Source organism: Arthrobacter castelli DSM 16402, from assembly GCF_000430705.1.
GTDB classification, from domain to species: Bacteria; Actinomycetota; Actinomycetes; order Actinomycetales; family Micrococcaceae; genus Arthrobacter_C; species Arthrobacter_C castelli.
The window spans coordinates 46,755-66,997 of sequence record NZ_AUMN01000021.1; the positions used below are offsets into that span (position 1 = coordinate 46,755).

Consider the following 20,243-nt stretch of genomic DNA (forward strand, 5'->3'; position numbering starts at 1 on the left):
GAGCGGGCAACTGATCCGCGCCCCCGGTCACACTTGCCGTGCGCGAATCGTCAACCAAGTGAACATCAAAATAACGAATCACCTCACAAGAAGGAATCGCTATGAAAACCATGACCTGCCGCCAGCTGGGCGGACCGTGCGACCTCGAGCATCGGGGTGAGAGCGCCGACGACGTCATCAATGCCCAGGACCGTCACCTCAAGGAAGCCGTAAAAGCGGGGGATGCCTCCCACCAGGAGGCGCGGGAGGCGATGAAGGGCCGCTGGCGCCGGCCGAAGAAGTCGTTGGACTGGTACCGCGACACCAAGCAGGCGTTCGCCGAACTTCCCGAAGGCTGACCCGCCGCAGCGCGGGGCAGCGCGGCCAGCACGACCAGCGACACGAAAGCGAGAATCCCATGAAAACCATCGACATCCCCGGTGGCTTAGTGCACGAACTGCCCGCGGATCTGGCCGATGCGCTGATGGCCAACACCACGGCACGGGATATCTGGACGAGCCTCACACCGTTGGCGCGCAACGAGTTCCTCTGCTGGGTTGAGGATGCAAAGCAGCAGCAGACCCGCGAGCGCCGGATCCGGCGGACCCAGGAGGAACTGGATGAGGGCAAGCGCCGGCCGTGCTGCTGGGCCGGATGCAAACACCGTGAACCCGGCACGGGTAAAAGCCGACAATTCCAGCTCCGGTTCGACGTCGTTGTTTAAAGGGTGGTTACGGCCAATGTCATGGGCCGGTGGCTTGGTTGCTATGTTGGACTGGAAGCAGCCGTTGTCAGTGACCAGTAAGCGCTGCTGAAATCTTGACCGTCATGGATGCGAACCTTCAAGGACTTCCCATGACTGACTTTCCTTGGAGGATCTGGTGTCACCGGTTGTTCGGCGGATCATTTACGTCATCAGCTACGAACTCATCGCTATCCTGCTCACCACCCTGGGCCTCGTTGTCCTGGGGTTTGGTGGCGACAGTTCCGGCATCGTGGCTGTGGCAGCATCGACGATCGCTGTTGTGTGGAACTTCATCTGGACCACCTTGTTCGAGGCGTGGGAGGAGCGGCAGGAATCCCAGACCCGCACACTTCCACGGCGGATCGTATATGCCATCGGTTTCGAAGGCGGACTGGTTTTATGGCTGCTGCCGATCGTGGCCTGGATACTGCAGGTGTCACTGCTCCAGGCATTCAGCCTCGAGGTCGGCTTGCTGGCATTCTTCCTCGTCTACACGTTCGTCTACGCGTGGCTGTTCGATAAAGTGCTGCCGCCCGTGAGGCAAGAGCGGACCTCACGAGTGAACTGACCGGTTCCTGCTCCGCTCCCAACATGCTTGTGGGACGAATCCGCCCCGGTTGATACACCGCGGCTCTGCCGATTCAGAATACGCATGCTTGCCTGCCCACGCGCGTTGCCAAGCCTTCTCGGCCAACTGTAGACTGGAAGCAGGTCGTGAGTCGCTTTGGATTTCCGAGGCGCATCGATCCGGCAAGGTCCACCTTCGGGTGGACCTACTGCTTTAAGGCGGCCACCGGTCACGGTATGTTCGAATCAACGGTGACACATGTTCAGCGAGTATCCGGCGCATTTCCTGGTCACCCCGGTTGGGGGTGGGACCCATTCTCGCGACGCGATGCAAACCATAAATAACGAGGTCCGCAAGCTGTACTCCTCGATTGGTTTCACACCTCACGAAGTGAACGGTATCGACTACGTTTCGAATTGCGCCGTAAGCCCCAACTCCAATTGTTTCCTGCCTTTGCATACCTGCCACGAGGTTGATGGCAAAAGCATCGTGCTCAGTCGTTTCGTCCGCTACCAAAAGGACTCGTTGTAGCAATGGGTCCCGCTGGCGCTTAGCAAATGAGTTGATCTTTTCGACCAGGAGCTGAAAAGCCATCAAGTGCGGCGACGTCGCAACGGAGTCTGTAACGCTTAGCTTTGTTTTATCTATCGAAGAATGAGCTATGACGCAGTTGTGCTCGGCAAGCAGCGCCACGGACATCTCAAAAGCACGAACCCGCACCTCGACCGGAACATGAAGCCAAGCGCCCTTACCACGAAACATCTCTGTACCGTGGAACTCCACGTCAGCGCTAACGCCCGCAACGCCGCTCAGAATACCGTCGACGGCAAGGGAAAGTGCCAGCACCTGGTCTTCCGGACAAGTACCGCGCCCATCCAGTGCGTAGGTTGGGCCGGATCATCCAGCCGCATCCCAGTATTTCCGCTCTCGTCGATGTAACAAAGCCACATGTCGCCAGCGTAGGTGCAAGGTCAGACAAAACCGCTGCCCCTTCGCCCCGTCATTCCTCCCGACGACGTCTCCCTACAGAAGCCCTGCGCGATCGACTTCCCGTACGAACCTGGGCCGGTTGCGGTGCTCCTCAAGCAGACTCAAGATGTATTCCCGGCACATCTCGGGCTGGCCTGCAGCGGCGCTGAACTTTCTCAACTTCCGCATCCTTTTCACAGCGGATCGATAGTTGCGGGCATCGGCAACCGCGAGGTCTGATTCGATGAGTTCGCGCAGGGTTGGGATGACCGCGCCCGGGTCGACTTCGCCGTAGGCGTCAACAACCCGGGTCAATACGTCAATGTCGGCGGGGGCCAGCCGCTGAGCAGCGTCCCACGCTCGTTGAGGGTCGTCGAGATCGAGGAGCAGGAACAAGACCAGGTCGCGCGGCCGCGACTCCAACGCCGCCAACACCTCTGGCTCCGCCTGTGGCCATTCACTTCCCATTGCCTTCCGCAACCGGCTGGCTGCCGATGAGGTCGGCCGGTGGTCGAAGACCTCGCGGTGGGCTGGAGCGAGCTCATCCGGGCGATGCTCGGCGACCAGGGTGCACCACAATTCGGCCGCCTGATCGGCCTGATGCCAAGGTTCCATGGCGGCCCCGCGCCGCGCAAACGTCAGCGCCTGCTCAATATGCCCGATTTCGGCCAGCGCTGCGGCAGTCTCACGCATTTGATACGCCATGTTCTGGTCGCCGCCATACCGTGCAATCACCGCATCAGCATCCCCGTCCACGACAGCGAGCCGTTGCGCATTGAAATTAAGCAGAAACCGGTTATGACGGGCAGTGATCATTTCCTCATAAGCGTCGCTGTTGCCGAAGACCGGCCGGATGGCGTGCTCTTCCTCACGGGTCGGCTCCGGCGGCAGCGACTCCGCAATTTTGTGCAGCTCATCCCGGTACTTCGCCATGCCCTTGTTACCCAGCGCTCCGGCATAGCGCACGATGTCGATCGTGAAGAAATCCTGGGTCCCATCGAACTGGAACTTGATCAACCATGCGACGAGTTTTGACGCCGGTGGAGGAGCGATACTTGCCACTTCGGCGTGCAACTCCAGCAAATTGCCGATGATGCCGCCGATAGAACCATCGGAGTCGTCTGCCCGCAGCACAACACGCACCATAGAGCTAATTGCTTTCTGCACATACGGCAACACTGCAGCGGCATCACCGGCAGTTGCCGCCAGGCGGAGAGCACGGGCGCCTTCATTGGCGTGCCAAGCGTACTCGTTTGCAGCGCTCCGCCAGTGCAAGTCACGCCGCGTCCGGAACAACGGCATGACATCGGCTTTCAGGTAGGCGACGACGTCGCCGTGTCCGGTCTCAGCCACCAGCAACCATCTCCCTTCAACTGTGATGAAGATGCGTTGCCGCAATCGGGCCGCATCGCTCCACCGCTGCGCACTTTACGCGACGCAGGGACAGCACATTTCGCACTCGTCTTATCCATTTTGGGACAGTAGATGCGCCGGTGGCTTTTCCAGCACTCGCGGTCGGCCGAATTGCGTGCGTACACCGGGCGAATACAGGACAGATTCGGGAGGGCCTTCGACCTCGAAGCCGGCCGCTTTGAGCAAGCTGTCGTCCAGTTCAGTCAGTTGTGCCGGATGAAGCGGCCAGGAAGTGTGGGCGTTGGGGATGTAGTAGGTTTCGCCGCGGAACCGGCTGTGCAGGCCAAACCGTGCGGTGAGGAAGACCGATAGTGCATCGTCGGCAATGCGCTCTGTATCTGCTGCCACGGCGAACGAGGTTCCTGCCGTGCCACGGCGTCGTTGAACGGTGTATCCGTGCCCCACCGGGCCCTCCTGGGAGTAGCGGCAGCGCGACCAGACGTAGGGAATACCGGCGGCCCTGGCGGCGAGAACCGCGGCCAACCGGGAAGCATCGAGGGTCAAGAACACTACCCCCCGGGTACCATCACGCTCCCGTGAGTATACGCGGACATTGATTTCGTTGAAGCTGTCGAAATGGGGAGCCGGCCGACCACTTCCCAAGCCCGCGTTGCGCATCCGGAACCCGATCAGTCCGACCCATGCACTGCCGTCGTATATGTCTGGTTCTACGCCGACAGGTAATCGCGCCGCACAGATATCGGCCAGGATACGCCAGGGCAGAAAGACGGCATCTTCCCAAGATTGATCCATGATGGCCGGCTGAGGTAACGGCGGGGCTAAAGGCCAGGAGTCAGTCACGTTAATACCGGCCTGCTCAGATTGCCTTCCCGGGATTCAGGATGCCTTTGGGGTCCAATGCATCCTTGATGGCGTGTTGAACCTCGAGTGAAACTTCACCGAGTTCGGGAAGGAGCCAATCACGCTTGAGCAGTCCAACTCCGTGCTCCCCGGTCAGGGTTCCGCCGAGCCTCTTGGCCAGGTAAAACATCTCCCCCAACGCGGCTTTTGCCGGTCCTTCTGTCACTGAATCCTCCTCGTCCATGACGATCATCGGGTGGAGGTTTCCGTCGGATGCGTGGGCCACTGTGAAGATCCTGGCACCGGTCGTGCGGGAGATTTCCCCAAGTCCCAGTGCGGCATCCGCGAGCCGCCCCCGCGGCACGGCAATATCGCCGATGGAGACCCGTCCAAGCTGCTCCAGCGAAGGAATCGCTTCGCGTCTGGCTCTGACCAATTCTTCGGCATGCTCGGAATCTGCGGCCTTTTCACACGAGCTTGCAAGGGGTTCGATGGCTTCCAGGACGACGTCCTGCTCCAAAAATGCGCCGTATCCGTCCGTCTGTGCCAGCAGGAAGGCGCCGCCCCTGGACCGGTAGTCCGTGCCCAATGCCGAATCGACGGCTTCGAGGGTTTGGCCGTCCATGAGTTCAAGCAGGGAAGGCTGCACCTGTGCTGCTATGACCGCTGAAGCGGCTTGAGCCGCGGTTGCGAAATCCGGGAAGAACGCCGCAACTGTCGCCGTCGCCGTCGGCAGCGGACGGAGTCGCAAGGTCGCTTCAACAACGATTCCAAGCGTTCCCTCGGAGCCGGTGAACAGCGCGTTGAGGTCGTAACCCGCGACGCCCTTGAGCGTTTCCCTTCCGGTTCTCAGTTCCCGGCCATCGGCCAGCACGACGTGCAGGGCCAGCACGGCTTCACGTGTCACACCATATTTGGCGCATCTCATGCCGCCGGCATTCGTACTGACGTTTCCGCCGATGGAACAGATCGCCGTGCTGGCCGGGTCCGGGGCGTAGAAGAGCCCGTGTTCTGCCACCGCGGCATTCAATTCGCCATTGAGAACGCCAGGCTCGACGACTGCCAGATGCTCGACGGGGTCAATTCGGAGGATGCGGTTCATGCTGGACACGTCGAGGACCACTTCACCGGCCTGCCCCACCCCGCCGGCGGCGAGTCCAGTACCGGCACCTCGGGTTACCAGCGATACATCGTTGGCGGAGGCAAGCTGCACGGTGCGCACCACGTCGTCAACCGAATGAGCGAATACGACGCCGTCGGGCAGTGTCGTTGAGGCGTAGCCGGAGCGGTCCCTGCCGGCGTTCAGTCTGTCCTCGTACGAGGTGGAGGATGTTTGGACCGCCTCCAGCACAGATGCGGCGGGGCTTGAAAGGACGGATGCGTTGTCGCTATTCACGCCAACTCCCTTGTTAGTGAATCGTGCCAGTCGGGGCCCATCGCACACTGCCAGCCAAAAATTGAACATTCCACTATGTGAAAATCAGTTTCTGCTGCTTGGGATCGACTCTAGATCTCTTCGATATGACGGTCAATGGCGCGGCAGAACACGCTGGCCCTCGCCCTGTCAGGCGCCGGTGACGACTCGCATGAAAACAACAGGTTCAGCTTCTTCATTCCGGTAGGCGTACTCCTGATCACTTCCAATGACGGCGCTTTGCCCGGCACTCAATACCTGCACTGCCGCACTCGTCGCCAGGGTCAAATATCCGGCAAGAACATGGTGGATCTCCTGGCTGCCGGGCCGGTCGGGACTGGCCACATAGCGCCCCCTGGGAGCCAGTACCCAACGCCATAGTTCAGCCCGCGGATTCTCAGTTGCGCCCAGCAGGAAGGCGCAACTGCCGTCCGGATCCGCCCAGACCAGCGTTCCTTCCACCTGCTCATCCTTCGAAGCGCTGTCGGGCAGCGCCAGGGCGGCGAAGTCGGTTCCGAGGGCGCTGGCGATGCGGTCGACGCTTGCCAGACTTGGGTTTGCCTGGCCAAGTTCTATGCCGGTGAGCATTCTGCGGCTGAGCCCGCTGGCTTCTGCAAGTTGCTGCACGCTCCAGTGGCGCTGTTGGCGCAGCAAACGAATGCGCTTGCCGACGCGGGTGACGAAATGTTGTGTGGCACGGCTGCCGGCGGTCTCACTGCCCATAATGAGCAGTATAGTGCCCAAAAAATTTGTCAACAGGTTTTGGTGAGCAATATAGTGCTCACTAAACCACAGAACTTGGTGCGCGGTGCCCGTCCCCGAAGACTGGGAAGAACCCGTGCTTGGACAGGCTTGAGGTACGAAAGGGCAAAACTGATGCAGATCCGTGAATTCGCAGTCGAGCAATGGATGAACGAGTACGAAGAGACCTGCCGATACAACTTGGCGGAGACATGTGTCAGTTCACTAACCACCGGGGAACTGTTGGACTTGTCCGGCCGGCGTGAGCAGGTACTATCCGAGCTCGAAACCACGCCGCTCACCTACGGGCCGATTCCGGGCAGCCCCCGCCTGCGCACTCTGGTCGCGGAACTCTATAGGAACCAGCGCCCCGACAATGTCCTGATCACACATGGAGCGATCGGAGCCAACGCCCTGGTGCATGCCGCTCTTGTCGAGCCGGGCGATCACGTCGTGACCGTCGTACCCACATATCAGCAGCATTACTCCATCCCGGCCAGTTACGGAGCCCGTGTCGATCACCTGCCGCTGCAGGAGGAGCACGGCTGGCAGCCCGAGCTGGACGAACTCGACCGCCTGGTGACGCCCAAGACCCGGCTTATTACAATCAACAACCCCAACAATCCCACCGGTGCGCTGATCGATGCAGAAGGCCTTTCCCGCATAGCCGACATCGCCCGCCGCTCCGGGGCATGGGTATTGTGCGACGAGGTCTATCGCGGCGTGGACCAAGCAGGCGACGGATTCACCGCCTCGATTGCCGATTTGTATGAGCGGGGCATCTCCACTGGCAGCATGTCCAAGCCCTTCTCCCTGGCTGGACTGCGCTTGGGATGGATCGTGGCCCCGAACGATCTCCTGAAGGAGGTTGCCACACACCGGGATTACACCACGATCAGCGTTGGACGAGTGGATGACCTGCTGGCCTGCGTGGCCTTGGAATGCAGGGACACCATCCTGGCCCGCTCACAGCGGATCACCCGCACCAACCTGGCCATTGTTGATGAGTGGATCAGCAGTCGCGACGACGTGACGTACGTGAAGCCGCTCTCGGGGACCACCGCCCTGCTCCGCTACGACGCTCCCGTCGGCTCCTACGAATTGTGCACCCGGCTGTTGGAACACAGCGGAGTGATGTTCACTCCCGGCGCCGCATTCGACATCGAGAATACTGTGCGCATCGGCTTCGCCGACGACGCCAACACCTTGCGCACCGGACTGCACCTGTTCGGCCAGTTCCTCGACCAGCTTTCCCATACACCCCTCAACAACGACCACGAGAGCCCTGCAATCCAACCCATTAACTCGCGGAGCTAAGCGGCAGCGCCCCGAGGGACGCTGCCGCTTTCACGTTGAACGCTTACGGCTCGATCGGGATGATGCCCGCGTAGTCCGTGGCGTAGCCAACCGTTTCGTAGTGCGGGATTTCATCCCAGATCTCAGGATCGACTTCCTGCACGGCCCCGGTCGCCATGCCGAGCAGCAGTTCCTTCATCGCCAGCACGTTCTGGCGGATGCTCTTGCCCCGGGCCTTCTGCCCCAGGCTGTAATCGGAGGAGTTGCCCGAGGTCTCGAAGAACACCACCGGGTTGCTGTGCCCGTCGTCGTTCATGCCCTGGTAGTTCAGCCCCAGCATCATGGCCGAGACGACGCCGCCTTTGATGTCGATTTCCAGGTTGTTGTTCTCACCCACCTGGTAGCGGTCCATATTGATGGAGCCGTACTTCGACAGTTCCTGGTAGACGTAGCCCTGCATCTGGCGGGTGAGCACGTCGTAGGCGCCGTCCTCGATGTAGGGCAGTGTTGGTCCGCCGGGGGCGAGTGAGATGCCGAGCGACAGTGTGACGTCGTCGCCGGTTCCTGCCTCCTGCTTCAGGCCCTGGTGGTGGATGTCGATGCCGAAGGCCGGGTCGATCATGGTCCAGTACTCGTAGAAAGCGAGTGATTCGCTGGCGTGGAAGCCGCCCTCAACCCAGCCCCGGTTCAGGTCCACGCGAGTACCATCTTCGGTGATGGTGTGGCGGATGTTCAGCTCGCTGCCATCCGGGTTGTACATCGGGATGAAGTGGATGGTGTACGCGTCGCGGATCTGCTGGTACGCCTGTGCGCCGTTATTGCCCAGCTTCTTCAGGATGGCCAGGATCGACTCGGTTCCGTATGGCTCGTTGCCGTGGATGCGGCCCTGGATCCAGACGTCCTCCTCGCCGGTGCCAACGGTTGCCACATACAGGTCGCGGCCCTGTTCGCTCTTGTTGACCTCGGTTCCGGCCTCTTCGAGGGTGAAGACGTCCACACCGTAGCGGGCGTTGTCCTCGAGCCTGTTCAGCACCTCAATCATGCCGTCATAGGTCTGAATGCTGGCGGTGTTGGTGTTTCCCTCAGGAGATGGGAAGTTTGCGTCTGCCTGCGCGGGCGCCGTCGCCAGCAGGGGCAGCGATAATAAGGCTGCCGCGCCCAGTGCCAGTGACTTCGTTCTGTGGACACGGTGTTGTTCCTTGAGTTTCAAGAGGAAACCTCCGGTGATTGATGGGTACGAACATGCACGCCGGCCGTGAGCCGCTTCACGCACACGCATCTCAAGCTATGTACGGCCGCCGGCATGGTCAACGCTTTAGTTCAGGAACCAGACATTCGGCGATGAGTGAGCAGTATCAAGCGCACAACGTCCACAATGCGGCACCGTTTGAGTGCCGACGTCGATAGACTGCACCTGATGGCGTCCCGCAATTCCCCTGCAACCAGAGGCAGCACAGCTGTCACCTTGCTGCAGGCCATCTCTTCGACGACCATCGGCGTGTTGCCGGCCTATCTGGTCGGTGCCTTGGCCGTCCAGATTCGGGACGACCTGGATGTCAGCCCGGCCGAAATCGGCATCGGCGCCGCCATCCTCTTTGGTGTCACCGCCATACTGTCGACGCCGATGGGCACCGTCGTGCAGCGGCGGGGCACCGCGTGGGGCATCATCAATGCTTCGATTCTGGCGATGCTCGCGATGCTTGGCATCGCGTGGGCGCCGTCCTTGCCCGTGCTTTACTGTGCGCTCGTTGTCGGCGGGGTCGGCAATGCCATGGCGCAGCCCGCCGCGAACCTGGGTGTCTCCGCCGCCGTCGGACGTTCCCGTCTTGGCCTGGCTTTCGGTATCAAACAAACAGCCGTGCCTGCGGCGACGCTGCTCTCCGGCCTGGCCGTGCCGGGGATTGCGCTGATTCTGGGGTGGCGATGGGTGCTGCTGTTCGCCGCCGTCGCCGCTGCGGCGCTGCTGCTCTGGGCCGCCGTGACGCGCGGCAGGCGGGCTCAGCCGGCGTCGGAATCCGAGGGTTCAGCGCCCGACCGCGGGACCCCGCGGGCCGGCCTGGTGGTGATCACCATTGGTGTGGGGATCGCGGCGGCGGCTGCCACCTCGCTGGGGATCTTCCTGATTGACTCCGCCGTCCGGGCCGGCCTCTCCCCGACCGCCGCCGGCCTGATGTTCGCCGTCTCCGCGTTCATCGGCCTGCTGATCCGGATCGCCCTCGGCGCATTCATGGACCGGGGCACCGGGCGCAGCCCCTACGTCCTGGTGGCCTACCTGCTCCTTGGGGGCGCCGCGGGATTTGTGCTGCTGGCGGTGGGGCAAGGGCCCTGGTTCGTCGTCGGATCGCTGCTGGCCTACGGGGCCGGCTGGACGTGGCCGGGACTTGTCCATTTCGCCGTCGTCCGCGACAACCGCAGGGCCGCGGCAGCCGCGACCGGGATACTCCAGACCGGCGTCGGGTTTGGCGGTGCGGCGGGCCCGCTGCTGTTCGGATTTCTGGTCCAGGCCACGTCCTACGGGACGGGCTGGATCACTGCCGCCTGCGCGGCCGTGGTCGCGGCCGTCATTTTCCGCATCGGCCGGCGCATGATCCTCAGATCGCGGCAGCTGGCAGCACGCGCTGCCTGACAGCCCCGCACGCCGAGTCCGGCATGGCCGTTGGCGCGCGTCGCGCACGGCGCACCGCCGGCCCTCAGTCCGCCGTCGGTGCCTTCTCGCGCGGCTCGGGACGGCTGGTACCGCTGCCTCCGGGCCGGGACTCCCGGATGAAGAACGTGGCGACGAGACCGACGACGCCGAGGGACCCGGCCACGAAGAAGGAGACGTTCGCGCCGTGCACCAGCCCCGCCGCGCCGTACTCCTCCGGGTCGCGGGCGGCTCCGGTCATCACGGTGACCAGGACGGCTGTGCCGATGGAGGCGGCGACCTGGCGCATGGTGTTGTTCAGCGCCGTCCCGTGCGGAATCAGCCGCTGGGGGAGCTGGTTGAGCGCCGCCGTGGTCACCGGCATGATGACCATCGACACCCCGAACATGCGTACGGCGTTCACCACCGCGAGGTAGGTGAATGACGTCTCCACGGTCAGCATCGAGAACATGAACGTCGAGCCGGTGAGCAGGGTGAAGCCTGTCATTGCCAGCCACTTCGCGCCGAACTTATCGAAGATCCGGCCGGTCACCGGGGACATCAGTCCCATGATCACGGCTCCGGGCAGCAGGGCCAGGCCGGCCTGCATCGCCGAGAAGTCACTCATGTTCTGCATGTAGATCGGCAGCACTATCATTCCCCCGACCAGCACCATGAACACGCACATGCCCAGCCCCGTGTTCAGGGTGAACATCGGGTACTTGAGCACCCGCAGTTCGAGCAATGGCTCGTCCAGCCTGAGCTGGCGCAGGATGAACCAGACCAGCACGAACGCTCCGATGACCAGCGGCGCGAGGACCTGGGCGCTGGCCCATCCAGTGGTCCCCGCGAAGCTGAAGCCGAACAGCAGGCCGCCGAAGCCCAGCGAGGACAGGATGATGGAGAGGACGTCCAGCCGCGGGAAGGTCCGCTCGGTGACGTTCCGGAGGACGAAGTGAGCGACGATCATGTCGATCACCGCGATCGGCAGCATCATCACGAAGAGGACCTGCCAAGGGAGGTTGTCCACGATCCAGCCGGACAGGCTGGGACCGAGCGCGGGCGCGAAGGCGATGACAAGCCCCAGCGTCCCCATGGCGGTGCCGCGCTTCTCCAGCGGAAAGACCGCGAAGAGGATGGTCTGCATCAGCGGAATGATCATCCCGCCGGCGGTCGCCTGGATGACGCGCCCGCCCAGCAGCACGGAGTACACCGGTGCCAGGGCGCAGATGATGGTTCCGACGGTGAAGAGGGCCATTGCCGTCAGGAACAGGGCGCGGGTGGTGAACTTCTGGATCAGGAAGGCCGTGACCGGGATCATGACGCCATTGACCAGCATGAAGATCGTCGTGACCCACTGCGCCGTATTCGCGGAGATGCCGAAGTCCGCCATGAATGCGGGCAGCGCCGTGTTCAGCAGCGTCTGGTTCAGGATGATGATGAACGCGCCCGACAGCAGGACCGCCAGCACCACGTTGGGGTTTATCGGTTTCGAGGCAGCTCGTTCGCCGTCCGCGTTCGCTGTGGTCGCAGCCTTCGCGGCAGGTGTGGACCCGGTGGTTTTGTCGGCCAAACGAGCTGTCCTCTCTGATATGTTGTGCGGTCCTGGTCTTCGTCGGCCAATGCCGCTGATTGTCCTCCACGATTGCGTCCCGTGCCGTCGTTCGCCGCCCGGGCGTCAATTCATCGAACCCCGTTGTTGATATTGACATCGCTGTCTTCGCCATCGCCGGGACGTACTGCCGGCGTGCCTGGCGGGCGGCAGCTGACGGGCGGACTTGGTGTGAAGATGCATGGAGACTCAACAGCCGTGCTGTAGTTGAGTCCGTGTCCCGCTACGTAGGGGTTCCCGGCAGCCTTCGACCAGGTTGAGAATCGGGGCGGGCTCTCCACGCGGCAGCCTGCTTCGGGCTGCTCCCTTATTCGCCGGCGCTGCCGACATAACAGTCTCTCGAAAAACGGGGGGTATTTCAAGGTTGCACCGACGACGCAGGTGCCGGCACCCCTGCCAAGCCAAATTGGCCGCACGGGCACCGGCACCTGTCAGGGGCGGGGCCGACGTCGTCCGCTCACCCGGTTACCAGAGGGCCGACGTCGTCGCCGTTACTTCGTCACGGTGAAGGTGATGGTCTTGGTGAATACCTTTCCATGGACACCGGTGGCTGTGACCTTGGCGGTGTGCTCGCCAACGGCAAGGTCGTCGGGCAGTTCCAGCCGCCACAGGTGCATCATCCGGTCGGCCAGCCCGCCGCCGTGGGCCAGCTGTTCCTGCACGGCGACCGGGTCGGACCATTCGGCGCCGACCTTCACGGTGCCGCCGTTCATCGGCTGGGTTCGGGTCGCTTCGACCGGTCGGCCGCCGTCGATCGCCACCTCGACGGTGGAGCCGGTGCCGCCGATCCAGAAGTTGGTGGTCAGCCAGGTGTCGTTGGCCAGCCCCTGCCGCGACACGGTCAGCGGGTTGGTGAACTTGGGAGCGGAGCCCTTGTTGTCCACGTTGGCCGCGTACCAGTCGCGGTAGCGCGGGGTGTTCAGGCCAACGGCCATGTGCGCGGATTCGTCGCCGCGCACGGTGTAGCGTTCGGTGACCTCGGTGTTCATGATGTCCAGGGTGAGCACGCCGGGTGGTGTGCCGTCGCGCTGCAGGGCGGTCGGATAGCCGCCCTCGAGGAGGCGCCCGCCGTACCAGTTTCCGGAGACGGCTCCGACGGTCAGATGCGGAAAGGGCAGTCCGTCCGGCCCGACGATGTCGGTCCAGCCGGCCATCAGGTCGCCTTCACGCAGGTTTTCCATCATGTGGGTGTGCCCGCCGATGGAAACCACCTCGCGGCCTTCGAGGATTTCGTAGATTTCCTTGACCTGATTCACCCGGTGGGTGTCGCTGTAGTAGAACTCCAGCAGCGGCATGTGGCCGGCCAGCACGATCACCTTGTTCTCGGGAACCTGGGCGATGTCGTTGCGCAGCCACTCCATCTGCATCGGGTCGACGTCGTTGCTGTACCCGCCGCCGGGCAGCGGGTACCCCACGGTGTTCAGCGCCACGATGTGGGCCTTGCCGACGTCGTACGAGTAGTAGTCGGGCCCCAGCTTGGCCTTGAAGGTGTCGAAGGCGTGCTCGCGTTCGACGGCGTCGTAGTCCAGGTCGTGGTTGCCCGGCAGGAAGCGGGCGGGACCGTTGAGCATGCCAGCCAGTTCCCGGGTTTCGCTGTACAGCGAGAGGTCATCGCCGACGACGTCGCCCAGGAACAGCGCGCCGCAGCCTGCGTAGTCGGTGCGGGCGGCCAGGTCGGCGAAGGCGCCCTTGGCGGCGTAGGTGACCTCTGTCTGGTTGTAGGTCTGCACGTCGGCGAGGATTGCGCAGTGCTGCTCCGGCGACCGGGTCTGCGAGCTCTTGGCCAGCGGGAAGTTGACTGCATCCGCCAGCGGACCGGTCGGTGCGATACCGCCGTAGCGCCGGTCCGGCGACCCCTCCGGCAGATGGTGGTAGGAGAACTGCGCGACGTTGTCCTCGTCCACCGGCACCTGGTAGCCGCGGGGCTGGGTGACGAAGACCGTCATGTTCTCGAAGGCAGGCAGTTCGTAGTTGCCTTGGCTGTCGGTGGTGGTGACCTCGCGGCCGTTGGACACCGTCACGCCGCCCAGGCCGCGCTCATTGGGGTCCTGCACGGAGTCCTTGTCCCGGTCGACGAAGACCGTGCCGTCGATTCTCTGCCGGGTTTCGTCGGGACCTTCGACCACGTGGACGTCACCGCGGTAGGCGGTGGAGTCCCAGTCGCCGGCCGCGGCAGCGGGAGCGGCGAGGGCGCCGGGTGCCAGCAGCGCACCGGCGAGTGCCAAGGTGCCAGCTGTGACGTGGATGGGACGTCTGGATCGTGTGGTGGGTGGGGTGGCCACGGGTTTCAAGCAGTACCTCCGGTCGAGTGCCTTACCGGGCCTGCTGGCCCGGCAGTGACACCGTCGCAAAGGCAGATGTACAGGCAGCGACCAGACGGTAATCAGGATTTGGCGAGTTTGTGGCGACTCTGCGAACTCGAAGTTAACGCCGGTGCCGGCACCTGTGCCATCAAAGACACAAGTACCGGCAGCAAGCAGAACGGAGCCAGCGTCGGACCTATTTCGACTTTGCTATGCCATCTCCTCAAGCTGCTTATTCTTGGTTTCAGGAACAAGTTTGAGCACGAAGAAGAATGATAGTACCGCGAAGGCTGTGTAGAGGCCGTAGGCCAGGGCAAGGCTTGTCTCGGCCAGGGTCGGGAACGTCGTCGAAATCAGGAAGTTGCTCAGCCATTGGGCTGCGGCCGCGAGCCCCAGCGCCGCAGCACGGAGCCGGTTGTTGAACATCTCGCCCAGCAGCACCCACACCACCGGCCCCCAGGACACGCCGAAGAACATGACGAACAAGTTGGCAGCGATCAGCGCCACGGGACCTGCAATCGGCCCCAGGACCGGGCTGTCATCCACGACAGGGGCGGAGCCAAAGACGACAGCCAGTGTGCCGAGGCTGACCATCATGCCGGCAGAGCCGGTCAGCAGCAGCGGGCGGCGCCCGAACTTGTCGATCAACGAGATCGCAATCAACGTGACGACAATGTTGATGATCGAAGTGATAACGCTGGTCGTCAGCGCCTCTGACTCGCTGAAACCGACTTGCTGCCACAGGGCCGTCGAATAGTAGAAAATGACATTAATGCCGACGAACTGCTGGAAGACGGACAGCAGGATGCCAACCCAAACGATGGGCAGCAGGCCCAGCATCCGCCCGCGCAGGTCCTTGAGTGAGGACCGCTTCTCTCCCCGGAGGGAACGCCCGATCTCGGCAATACGTTCGTCGACGCCGGACTTCAGGATCTGCCCCAGGGACGCCTTGGCCTTCTCCGTCTGCCCCTTTGCCACGAGGTACCGGGGCGACTCGGGGATCCGGAGTGCCAGCAGACCGTAGGCAACCGCCGGGATGATCTCGCTGAGGAACATCCAGCGCCACGCTTCCAGGCCCAGGAACAGCTCCGCGCTGGCACTGCCGGCTGCCGCCGCCAGGGCGGCGTCGGTCAGCAGGGCGGCGAAAATACCGATGACGATCGCCAGTTGCTGCAGCGAGCCGAGGCGCCCACGGATCGATGCCGGGGAGATTTCGGCGATGTAGGCAGGTGCAATCACTGACGCTGCGCCGACCGCCAGGCCGCCGACAATGCGCCAAACGATCAGATCCCATGGCCCTATGGCGAGTCCGGATCCGATGGCGCTGATGGTGAACAGGGCCGAGGCCAGCATCATCACCTTGATGCGGCCGTAACGGTCGGCCATCCGCCCGGCCATCCATGCGCCGACGACGCAGCCGAGCAGCGCGGAAGAGACCATGAAACCGGTCATGAACGGGCTGGTGGAAAATTGGTCACGGATGGCCGTTACCGCGCCGTTAATCACCGCGGTGTCGAAGCCGAACAGGAAACCGCCAAGGGCAGCCACTGAAGCGAGCATCACGGCGCGCCCTGTGTAGTACTCCTCTCTGGGAGCGGCGACGGTGGTCATGGATACCTCCTGGTTTGCTGCAGCTTCTTCCACCTGCACGCAGGCGGCTTCATCACCGTCAGGTTGTCGTTCGGATTGAGTTGGTGTGGGTGTCGATCACTCAATAGGTTGCCTCGCCATGCGCGGATGCAGCTGCGGCAGCGCTGCACGGGGGAGGATGCTGTGGCGGTCAACGACCGACCTGGAGTAATGCACTTCACAATGAACAAGACTGTACCAATATTTACAAGGCTTGAACATCTATTGAACTGTGTGCTCTGTTTTGTTCATTAATTGAATACTCTTAGACCGGCGACGGGGCGCGCCGCAGCGCCAATGCGATGGCGCCGAGTATTGGTCCACGCGCCCCAAGTCCGCTGGGGAGGATTTCGAGTCCGTCGGTGGCGCTGGGTATGCCGCCGCGGCCAACAGCCTCCCGCATGGGTGCCAGCAGCAGTTCCCCGGCTTGGGCAAGCTCACCGCCAATCAGGATGCGATCGGGGTTGAAGAGGTTGCACAAATTGGCGAGGGCCACTCCCGTGTGACGGCCGACGTCGGACAGGATCCTGGCGCAGGCAGTGTCACCGTCGATGGCCTTGCCGACGATGTCCTGGATAGTGAGGGCAGGGCCGAATCTCGGTTCAAGGAGCTCAGTCACCGACCTTGTTGCGGCCATTGTCTCCAAGCAGCCCCGGTTGCCGCAGCGGCACACCGCACCGGCTTCGTCCATCATGGTGTGCCCGATTTCTCCAGCGGTGCCGTCCCGGCCGTGGAAGAGCGCTCCGTTGAGCACCAGCCCGGCACCGACGCCGTCGGAAAGCTTTAGCAAGGCGATATTGTCGAACCCGGATCCCGCACCCCACAAATGCTCGGCGAGCACACCCAGATTGGCATCGTTGTCGACCCCGACCGGCACATTCAGCCGGTCGGAGACCATCTTCGCCGGATCCACACCCACCCACCCGGGAAGGATAGACAGCGCCCCCACCTCGCCGGTGCGGCTATCGATCGGCGCTGGCAGCCCCATGCCGGCGGCGGTGATGGAAAATCGGTCGACGTCAAGATCCGCCAGCGCCTGCTCAAGCAGGAGCGAGGCGCATTCCAGAGACTCGCTCGCGGAGGTGCCCGTTTCCAAGTCGGACCGGCGCTCCGCCAGAATCTCGTGGGCCATATCCGCAATGGCAACTGTGACATGTCGATGGCCATAGTCGATTGCGGCCACGAGTCCGGCTGCCGGTGCCAGCCGCAGACCCTTTCGCCCTACGCCGGGATCCACGGCGATCAGCACGCCTTCGGACGTCAGCTCGCGGGTTATGTTCGATACGGTGGCAGGCGCCAGGCCAGTGGCCCGCGAAACCTGGGCCTGGGTCATTTCCCCGGCCGATTGCAGAAGTTCCACGATTCGCCGCCGATTCGCGGTATGCAGGGCCGACTGCGACCCGGGCCGGTTTCCTCCCGTGCGTTCCACCATCTGCCCTCTCCCTGGATTTCTCGGCGCGCCGTTCATCGCTTGAACACATCACTATAGTGGCATGCATTACATCCACCCGTCGTGACCTCCGTCGTCGACCTCCGCTGCCGAAGAGGCGGTCGAAGTGGGCCGCCAAGTTGGCTGCCGAAGGGATGGGGCGGGAATAGCTGTCCTGGTCGTCTGGTTACCGCCGGTATGAAGGCAATTGGTGTTACAGAGTTCGGAGGGCCGGACGCCCTCACCGTCATCGAGCTTCCGGAACCGCACCCCGGCCCCGGGGAGGCGCGGATCAAGGTCGCGGCTGCGGCGGTGAATCCCACCGATACGGTGGTCCGTTCCGGTGCCCGCGGAACGGGAGACCGCCAGCCTCCTTATATTCCGGGGATGGACGCAGCCGGAGTGATCGATGAGGTCGGTGAAGGCAGCAAGTGGCAGGTCGGCGATGAAGTGATGGCCATCGCCCTGCCGTATGGTGAGCATCAAGGTGCCTACGTTGAGTATCTGGTGGGCGACGACGCGTCGATGGCGCGCATCCCCGCCAACACGGACATCATCACGGCCGCGGCGTTGCCGATGAACGCCCTGACCGCGACGCAAATCCTGGAGAAGCTCGGTCTGCGGCCGGGCCAGACCCTCGCGGTCACCGGCGCCGCAGGAACGCTGGGCAATTACTTGGTGCAGCTAGCGAAGCATGCCGGCCTGGTGGTGATCGCCGACGCGGCCGACAAGGATCGCCAACTCGTCGAGTCGTTGGGGCCGGACCATATTGTCCCGCGCGGGGACGACGTGGCCAGCCACATCCGCCGGATCGCTCCCGACGGCGTCGATGGTCTGGCAGATGCCGCATTGCAGCGCGATCAAGCGGCCCCGGCCATCCGTGAGGACGGCGCCATGGCTATCGTGCGTGCATGGGACGGACGACCGGGTCGGGGCATCGACCTGCATCAGGCGGGTGTATTCGACGAATATCGCTCCGGCGAGAAGCTGGACCGGATCCGTGCCTTGGCCGAGGACGGCGTGCTGACGCCACGCGTTGCTGCCACGTTGCCGTCCGGGCAGGCGCCGGGGGCGCACCGGCGGTTGGAAGCGGGCGGAGTCCGCGGGAGGATCCTCCTGACCTTCCCGTAGGGCCAGCTCCCCTCATTACCTTTCCAGGTTGGGGCACTTTCCCTCCACAACGGGGAATGGGAGCGCCGTTATCCACATACAGCCGTTGGGTCATTCTTTTACGGTCACCGTCCCCGTAGCGTGGGATCCATGGTCCCTTTCCCAGAACCGGTTCCCCCGCACGGGGACGGCGCCGCAGCCATCGACAGCGGCGTGCCTGCGGGGGAACGAGCCGTACAGTCGGCAGCGACACTGGACCAGCCGCCGGCCCGCGTCATCGGCACATGGGTGGAAGACCTCCGCCAGGTAGCGGCGGGCACGCAAGGTGTGGCCATTGACAGCATTCGTGCCCTGGAGGAATTGAAGTCGGCAGCAGCAGCGGCGCAGGCGAGGGTATCGGCGGACTTCGACCAGCTCGAGCGCCAACGCCAAGCCGAACTGGGGTTGTCCAAGGAAGAGCAGGGTAAGGGTGTTGCCGCCCGGATTGCACTGGCCCGGCGTGAATCCCCGAACCGGGGGAACCGTGATCTTGGCCTCGCCAAGGCGCTGGTTCACGAGATGCCGCACACCCTCGAAGCACTGACCACCGGCATTCTCTCCGAATGGCGCGCCACCCTGCTGGTCCGCGAAACAGCCTGCCTGAGCATCGAGCACCGCGGCGAGGTGGACCGTGCCATTGCCGGAAATCCGGAGCATCTGGAGGGGCTCAGTGACAAGGCGCTGGTCGCGGAAGCCAGGAAGATTTCCTATCAGTTCGATCCGCAATCGGTTGTCAATCGTGCTTCCAAGGCCGCAGGTGAACGAAATGTCACGTGCCGGCCGGCTCCCGACACCATGGCGTACTTGACCGCGCTGCTCCCGGCGGCACAAGGGGTGGCAGTATTGGCGGCTCTTACCCGGGCGGCCGACAGCCCGAGGGACGAAGACGACACCCGGGGACGGGGCCAAATTATGGCGGACACCCTGGTGGAACGCGCGACCGGGCAATCATCGGCCGGCGACACCAATCTGGAAATTCAACTGGTGATGACGGACCGGACATTGCTTGCCGGTGACGAAGAACCGGCGCTCTTGCACGGTTATGGAATGATGCCTGCTGCAACTGCACGAAGCCTCGCTCACCGGGATAACAGCGAAACTGCCGCGTGGGTGCGGCGCCTCTACACCACCCCGGGCGCCGGACAACTTGTCGGGATGGATTCACGGTCGCGGTTCTTCCCGAAAGGCCTAGCCGGCTTCATCGCCATCCGGGATCAGGTGTGCAGAACACCGTGGTGCGACGCCCCTATCCGCCACACCGACCACATTTCCCCTCGTGCCGGCAATGGCCCCACGAGCGAAAACAACGGTGAGGGCTTGTGTGAAGCCTGCAATTATGCCAAGGAAGCACCCGGCTGGTCGGCACGGCCGGTCAATGAAACACCCGAGCAGGCTGTCCCGCGCGGCCCCACTGGAGACAGGTATACCCACAGACGCCATACGGTCGAGACCACGACACCCACCGGCCACAAGTATCGATCCGTCGCGCCTCCACTGCCCGGGACAAGGCCCCCGCCACGACGAAACCGCAGCGACGCCGCGTAATGCCACGCGATGCAATGCCAGCATCGG

At 63.2% G+C, this 20,243-nt stretch carries 17 protein-coding genes; 7 read left to right on the forward strand and 10 right to left on the reverse strand.

The annotated features are described in order from the left end of the window. The first annotated feature begins 101 nt into the window (after window positions 1-101). The 3 genes from H535_RS0118010 (at window position 102) to H535_RS0118020 (ending at window position 1,292) form a co-directional block, all read left to right on the forward strand. Complete coding sequence (locus H535_RS0118010; RefSeq protein WP_026820642.1) at window positions 102-338, forward strand: DUF1059 domain-containing protein; 237 nt, start codon at window positions 102-104, stop codon at window positions 336-338. Between the two features lie 59 nt (window positions 339-397). Further along, entirely contained in the window at window positions 398-703 is a 306-nt protein-coding gene (locus H535_RS26480; RefSeq protein ID WP_051299504.1) for a YdeI/OmpD-associated family protein, read from the forward strand. Between the two features lie 157 nt (window positions 704-860). Beyond that, entirely contained in the window at window positions 861-1,292 is a 432-nt protein-coding gene (locus tag H535_RS0118020) for a PACE efflux transporter (RefSeq protein ID WP_035770124.1), read from the forward strand. Window positions 1,293-1,505: 213 nt separating this feature from the next. Here H535_RS0118020 and H535_RS0118025 read toward each other — a convergent pair whose 3' ends face one another. The 5 genes from H535_RS0118025 to H535_RS0118045 all read right to left on the reverse strand — a co-directional run bounded on the left by H535_RS0118025 (window position 1,506) and on the right by H535_RS0118045 (window position 6,612). Beyond that, window positions 1,506-2,138, reverse strand: a complete 633-nt coding sequence (locus tag H535_RS0118025) for a DUF3800 domain-containing protein (protein WP_026820644.1) — start codon at window positions 2,136-2,138, stop codon at window positions 1,506-1,508. A 177-nt stretch (window positions 2,139-2,315) separates the two neighbouring features. After that, window positions 2,316-3,614 (reverse strand): DUF6880 family protein, encoded by a 1,299-nt coding sequence (locus H535_RS0118030; RefSeq protein ID WP_155838770.1) that lies wholly within the window; start codon window positions 3,612-3,614, stop codon window positions 2,316-2,318. 111 nt (window positions 3,615-3,725) lie between these two features. Beyond that, window positions 3,726-4,427, reverse strand: a complete 702-nt coding sequence (locus H535_RS0118035) for a YqjF family protein (protein ID WP_051299506.1) — start codon at window positions 4,425-4,427, stop codon at window positions 3,726-3,728. Between the two features lie 64 nt (window positions 4,428-4,491). Next, a complete protein-coding gene (locus H535_RS0118040) occupies window positions 4,492-5,871 on the reverse strand; it encodes an FAD-binding oxidoreductase (protein WP_026820647.1) in 1,380 nt (459 codons plus the stop codon). 168 nt (window positions 5,872-6,039) lie between these two features. Then, window positions 6,040-6,612, reverse strand: coding sequence for a helix-turn-helix domain-containing protein (locus tag H535_RS0118045; RefSeq protein ID WP_035770113.1), 573 nt, complete (start codon window positions 6,610-6,612; stop codon window positions 6,040-6,042). Between the two features lie 153 nt (window positions 6,613-6,765). Here H535_RS0118045 and H535_RS26485 point away from each other — a divergent pair, with 153 nt between their 5' ends. After that, window positions 6,766-7,947 carry an aminotransferase gene (locus tag H535_RS26485; RefSeq protein WP_051299507.1) on the forward strand — a complete coding sequence of 394 codons (1,182 nt, stop codon included), beginning with the start codon at window positions 6,766-6,768 and terminating at the stop codon, window positions 7,945-7,947. A 43-nt stretch (window positions 7,948-7,990) separates the two neighbouring features. Here H535_RS26485 and H535_RS0118055 read toward each other — a convergent pair whose 3' ends face one another. Next, a complete protein-coding gene (locus H535_RS0118055; RefSeq protein WP_026820649.1) occupies window positions 7,991-9,136 on the reverse strand; it encodes a M14 family zinc carboxypeptidase in 1,146 nt (381 codons plus the stop codon). 207 nt (window positions 9,137-9,343) lie between these two features. Between H535_RS0118055 and H535_RS26490 the strand changes: the two genes are divergently transcribed. After that, window positions 9,344-10,552, forward strand: coding sequence for an MFS transporter (locus H535_RS26490; protein WP_035770127.1), 1,209 nt, complete (start codon window positions 9,344-9,346; stop codon window positions 10,550-10,552). A gap of 64 nt (window positions 10,553-10,616) precedes the next feature. On the opposite strand, the gene H535_RS26495 is transcribed toward H535_RS26490, so the two are convergent. The 4 genes from H535_RS26495 to H535_RS0118080 all read right to left on the reverse strand — a co-directional run bounded on the left by H535_RS26495 (window position 10,617) and on the right by H535_RS0118080 (window position 17,525). Next, window positions 10,617-12,122: an MDR family MFS transporter gene (locus H535_RS26495; protein WP_051299508.1), complete on the reverse strand. Its 1,506-nt coding sequence runs from the start codon at window positions 12,120-12,122 to the stop codon at window positions 10,617-10,619. Window positions 12,123-12,652: 530 nt separating this feature from the next. Continuing rightward, window positions 12,653-14,443, reverse strand: coding sequence for a calcineurin-like phosphoesterase C-terminal domain-containing protein (locus tag H535_RS0118070; protein WP_051299516.1), 1,791 nt, complete (start codon window positions 14,441-14,443; stop codon window positions 12,653-12,655). A 231-nt stretch (window positions 14,444-14,674) separates the two neighbouring features. After that, window positions 14,675-16,075: a sugar porter family MFS transporter gene (locus H535_RS0118075; RefSeq protein WP_026820651.1), complete on the reverse strand. Its 1,401-nt coding sequence runs from the start codon at window positions 16,073-16,075 to the stop codon at window positions 14,675-14,677. A 283-nt stretch (window positions 16,076-16,358) separates the two neighbouring features. Then, window positions 16,359-17,525: an ROK family transcriptional regulator gene (locus tag H535_RS0118080; protein ID WP_026820652.1), complete on the reverse strand. Its 1,167-nt coding sequence runs from the start codon at window positions 17,523-17,525 to the stop codon at window positions 16,359-16,361. Between the two features lie 195 nt (window positions 17,526-17,720). Here H535_RS0118080 and H535_RS0118085 point away from each other — a divergent pair, with 195 nt between their 5' ends. Continuing rightward, window positions 17,721-18,653 (forward strand): NADP-dependent oxidoreductase, encoded by a 933-nt coding sequence (locus H535_RS0118085; protein WP_026820653.1) that lies wholly within the window; start codon window positions 17,721-17,723, stop codon window positions 18,651-18,653. A 129-nt stretch (window positions 18,654-18,782) separates the two neighbouring features. After that, the gene (locus H535_RS26500) at window positions 18,783-20,216 is read left to right on the forward strand and encodes an HNH endonuclease (protein WP_081416793.1); all 1,434 of its coding nucleotides are present in this window, start codon (window positions 18,783-18,785) and stop codon (window positions 20,214-20,216) included. Window positions 20,217-20,243 lie beyond the last annotated feature (27 nt).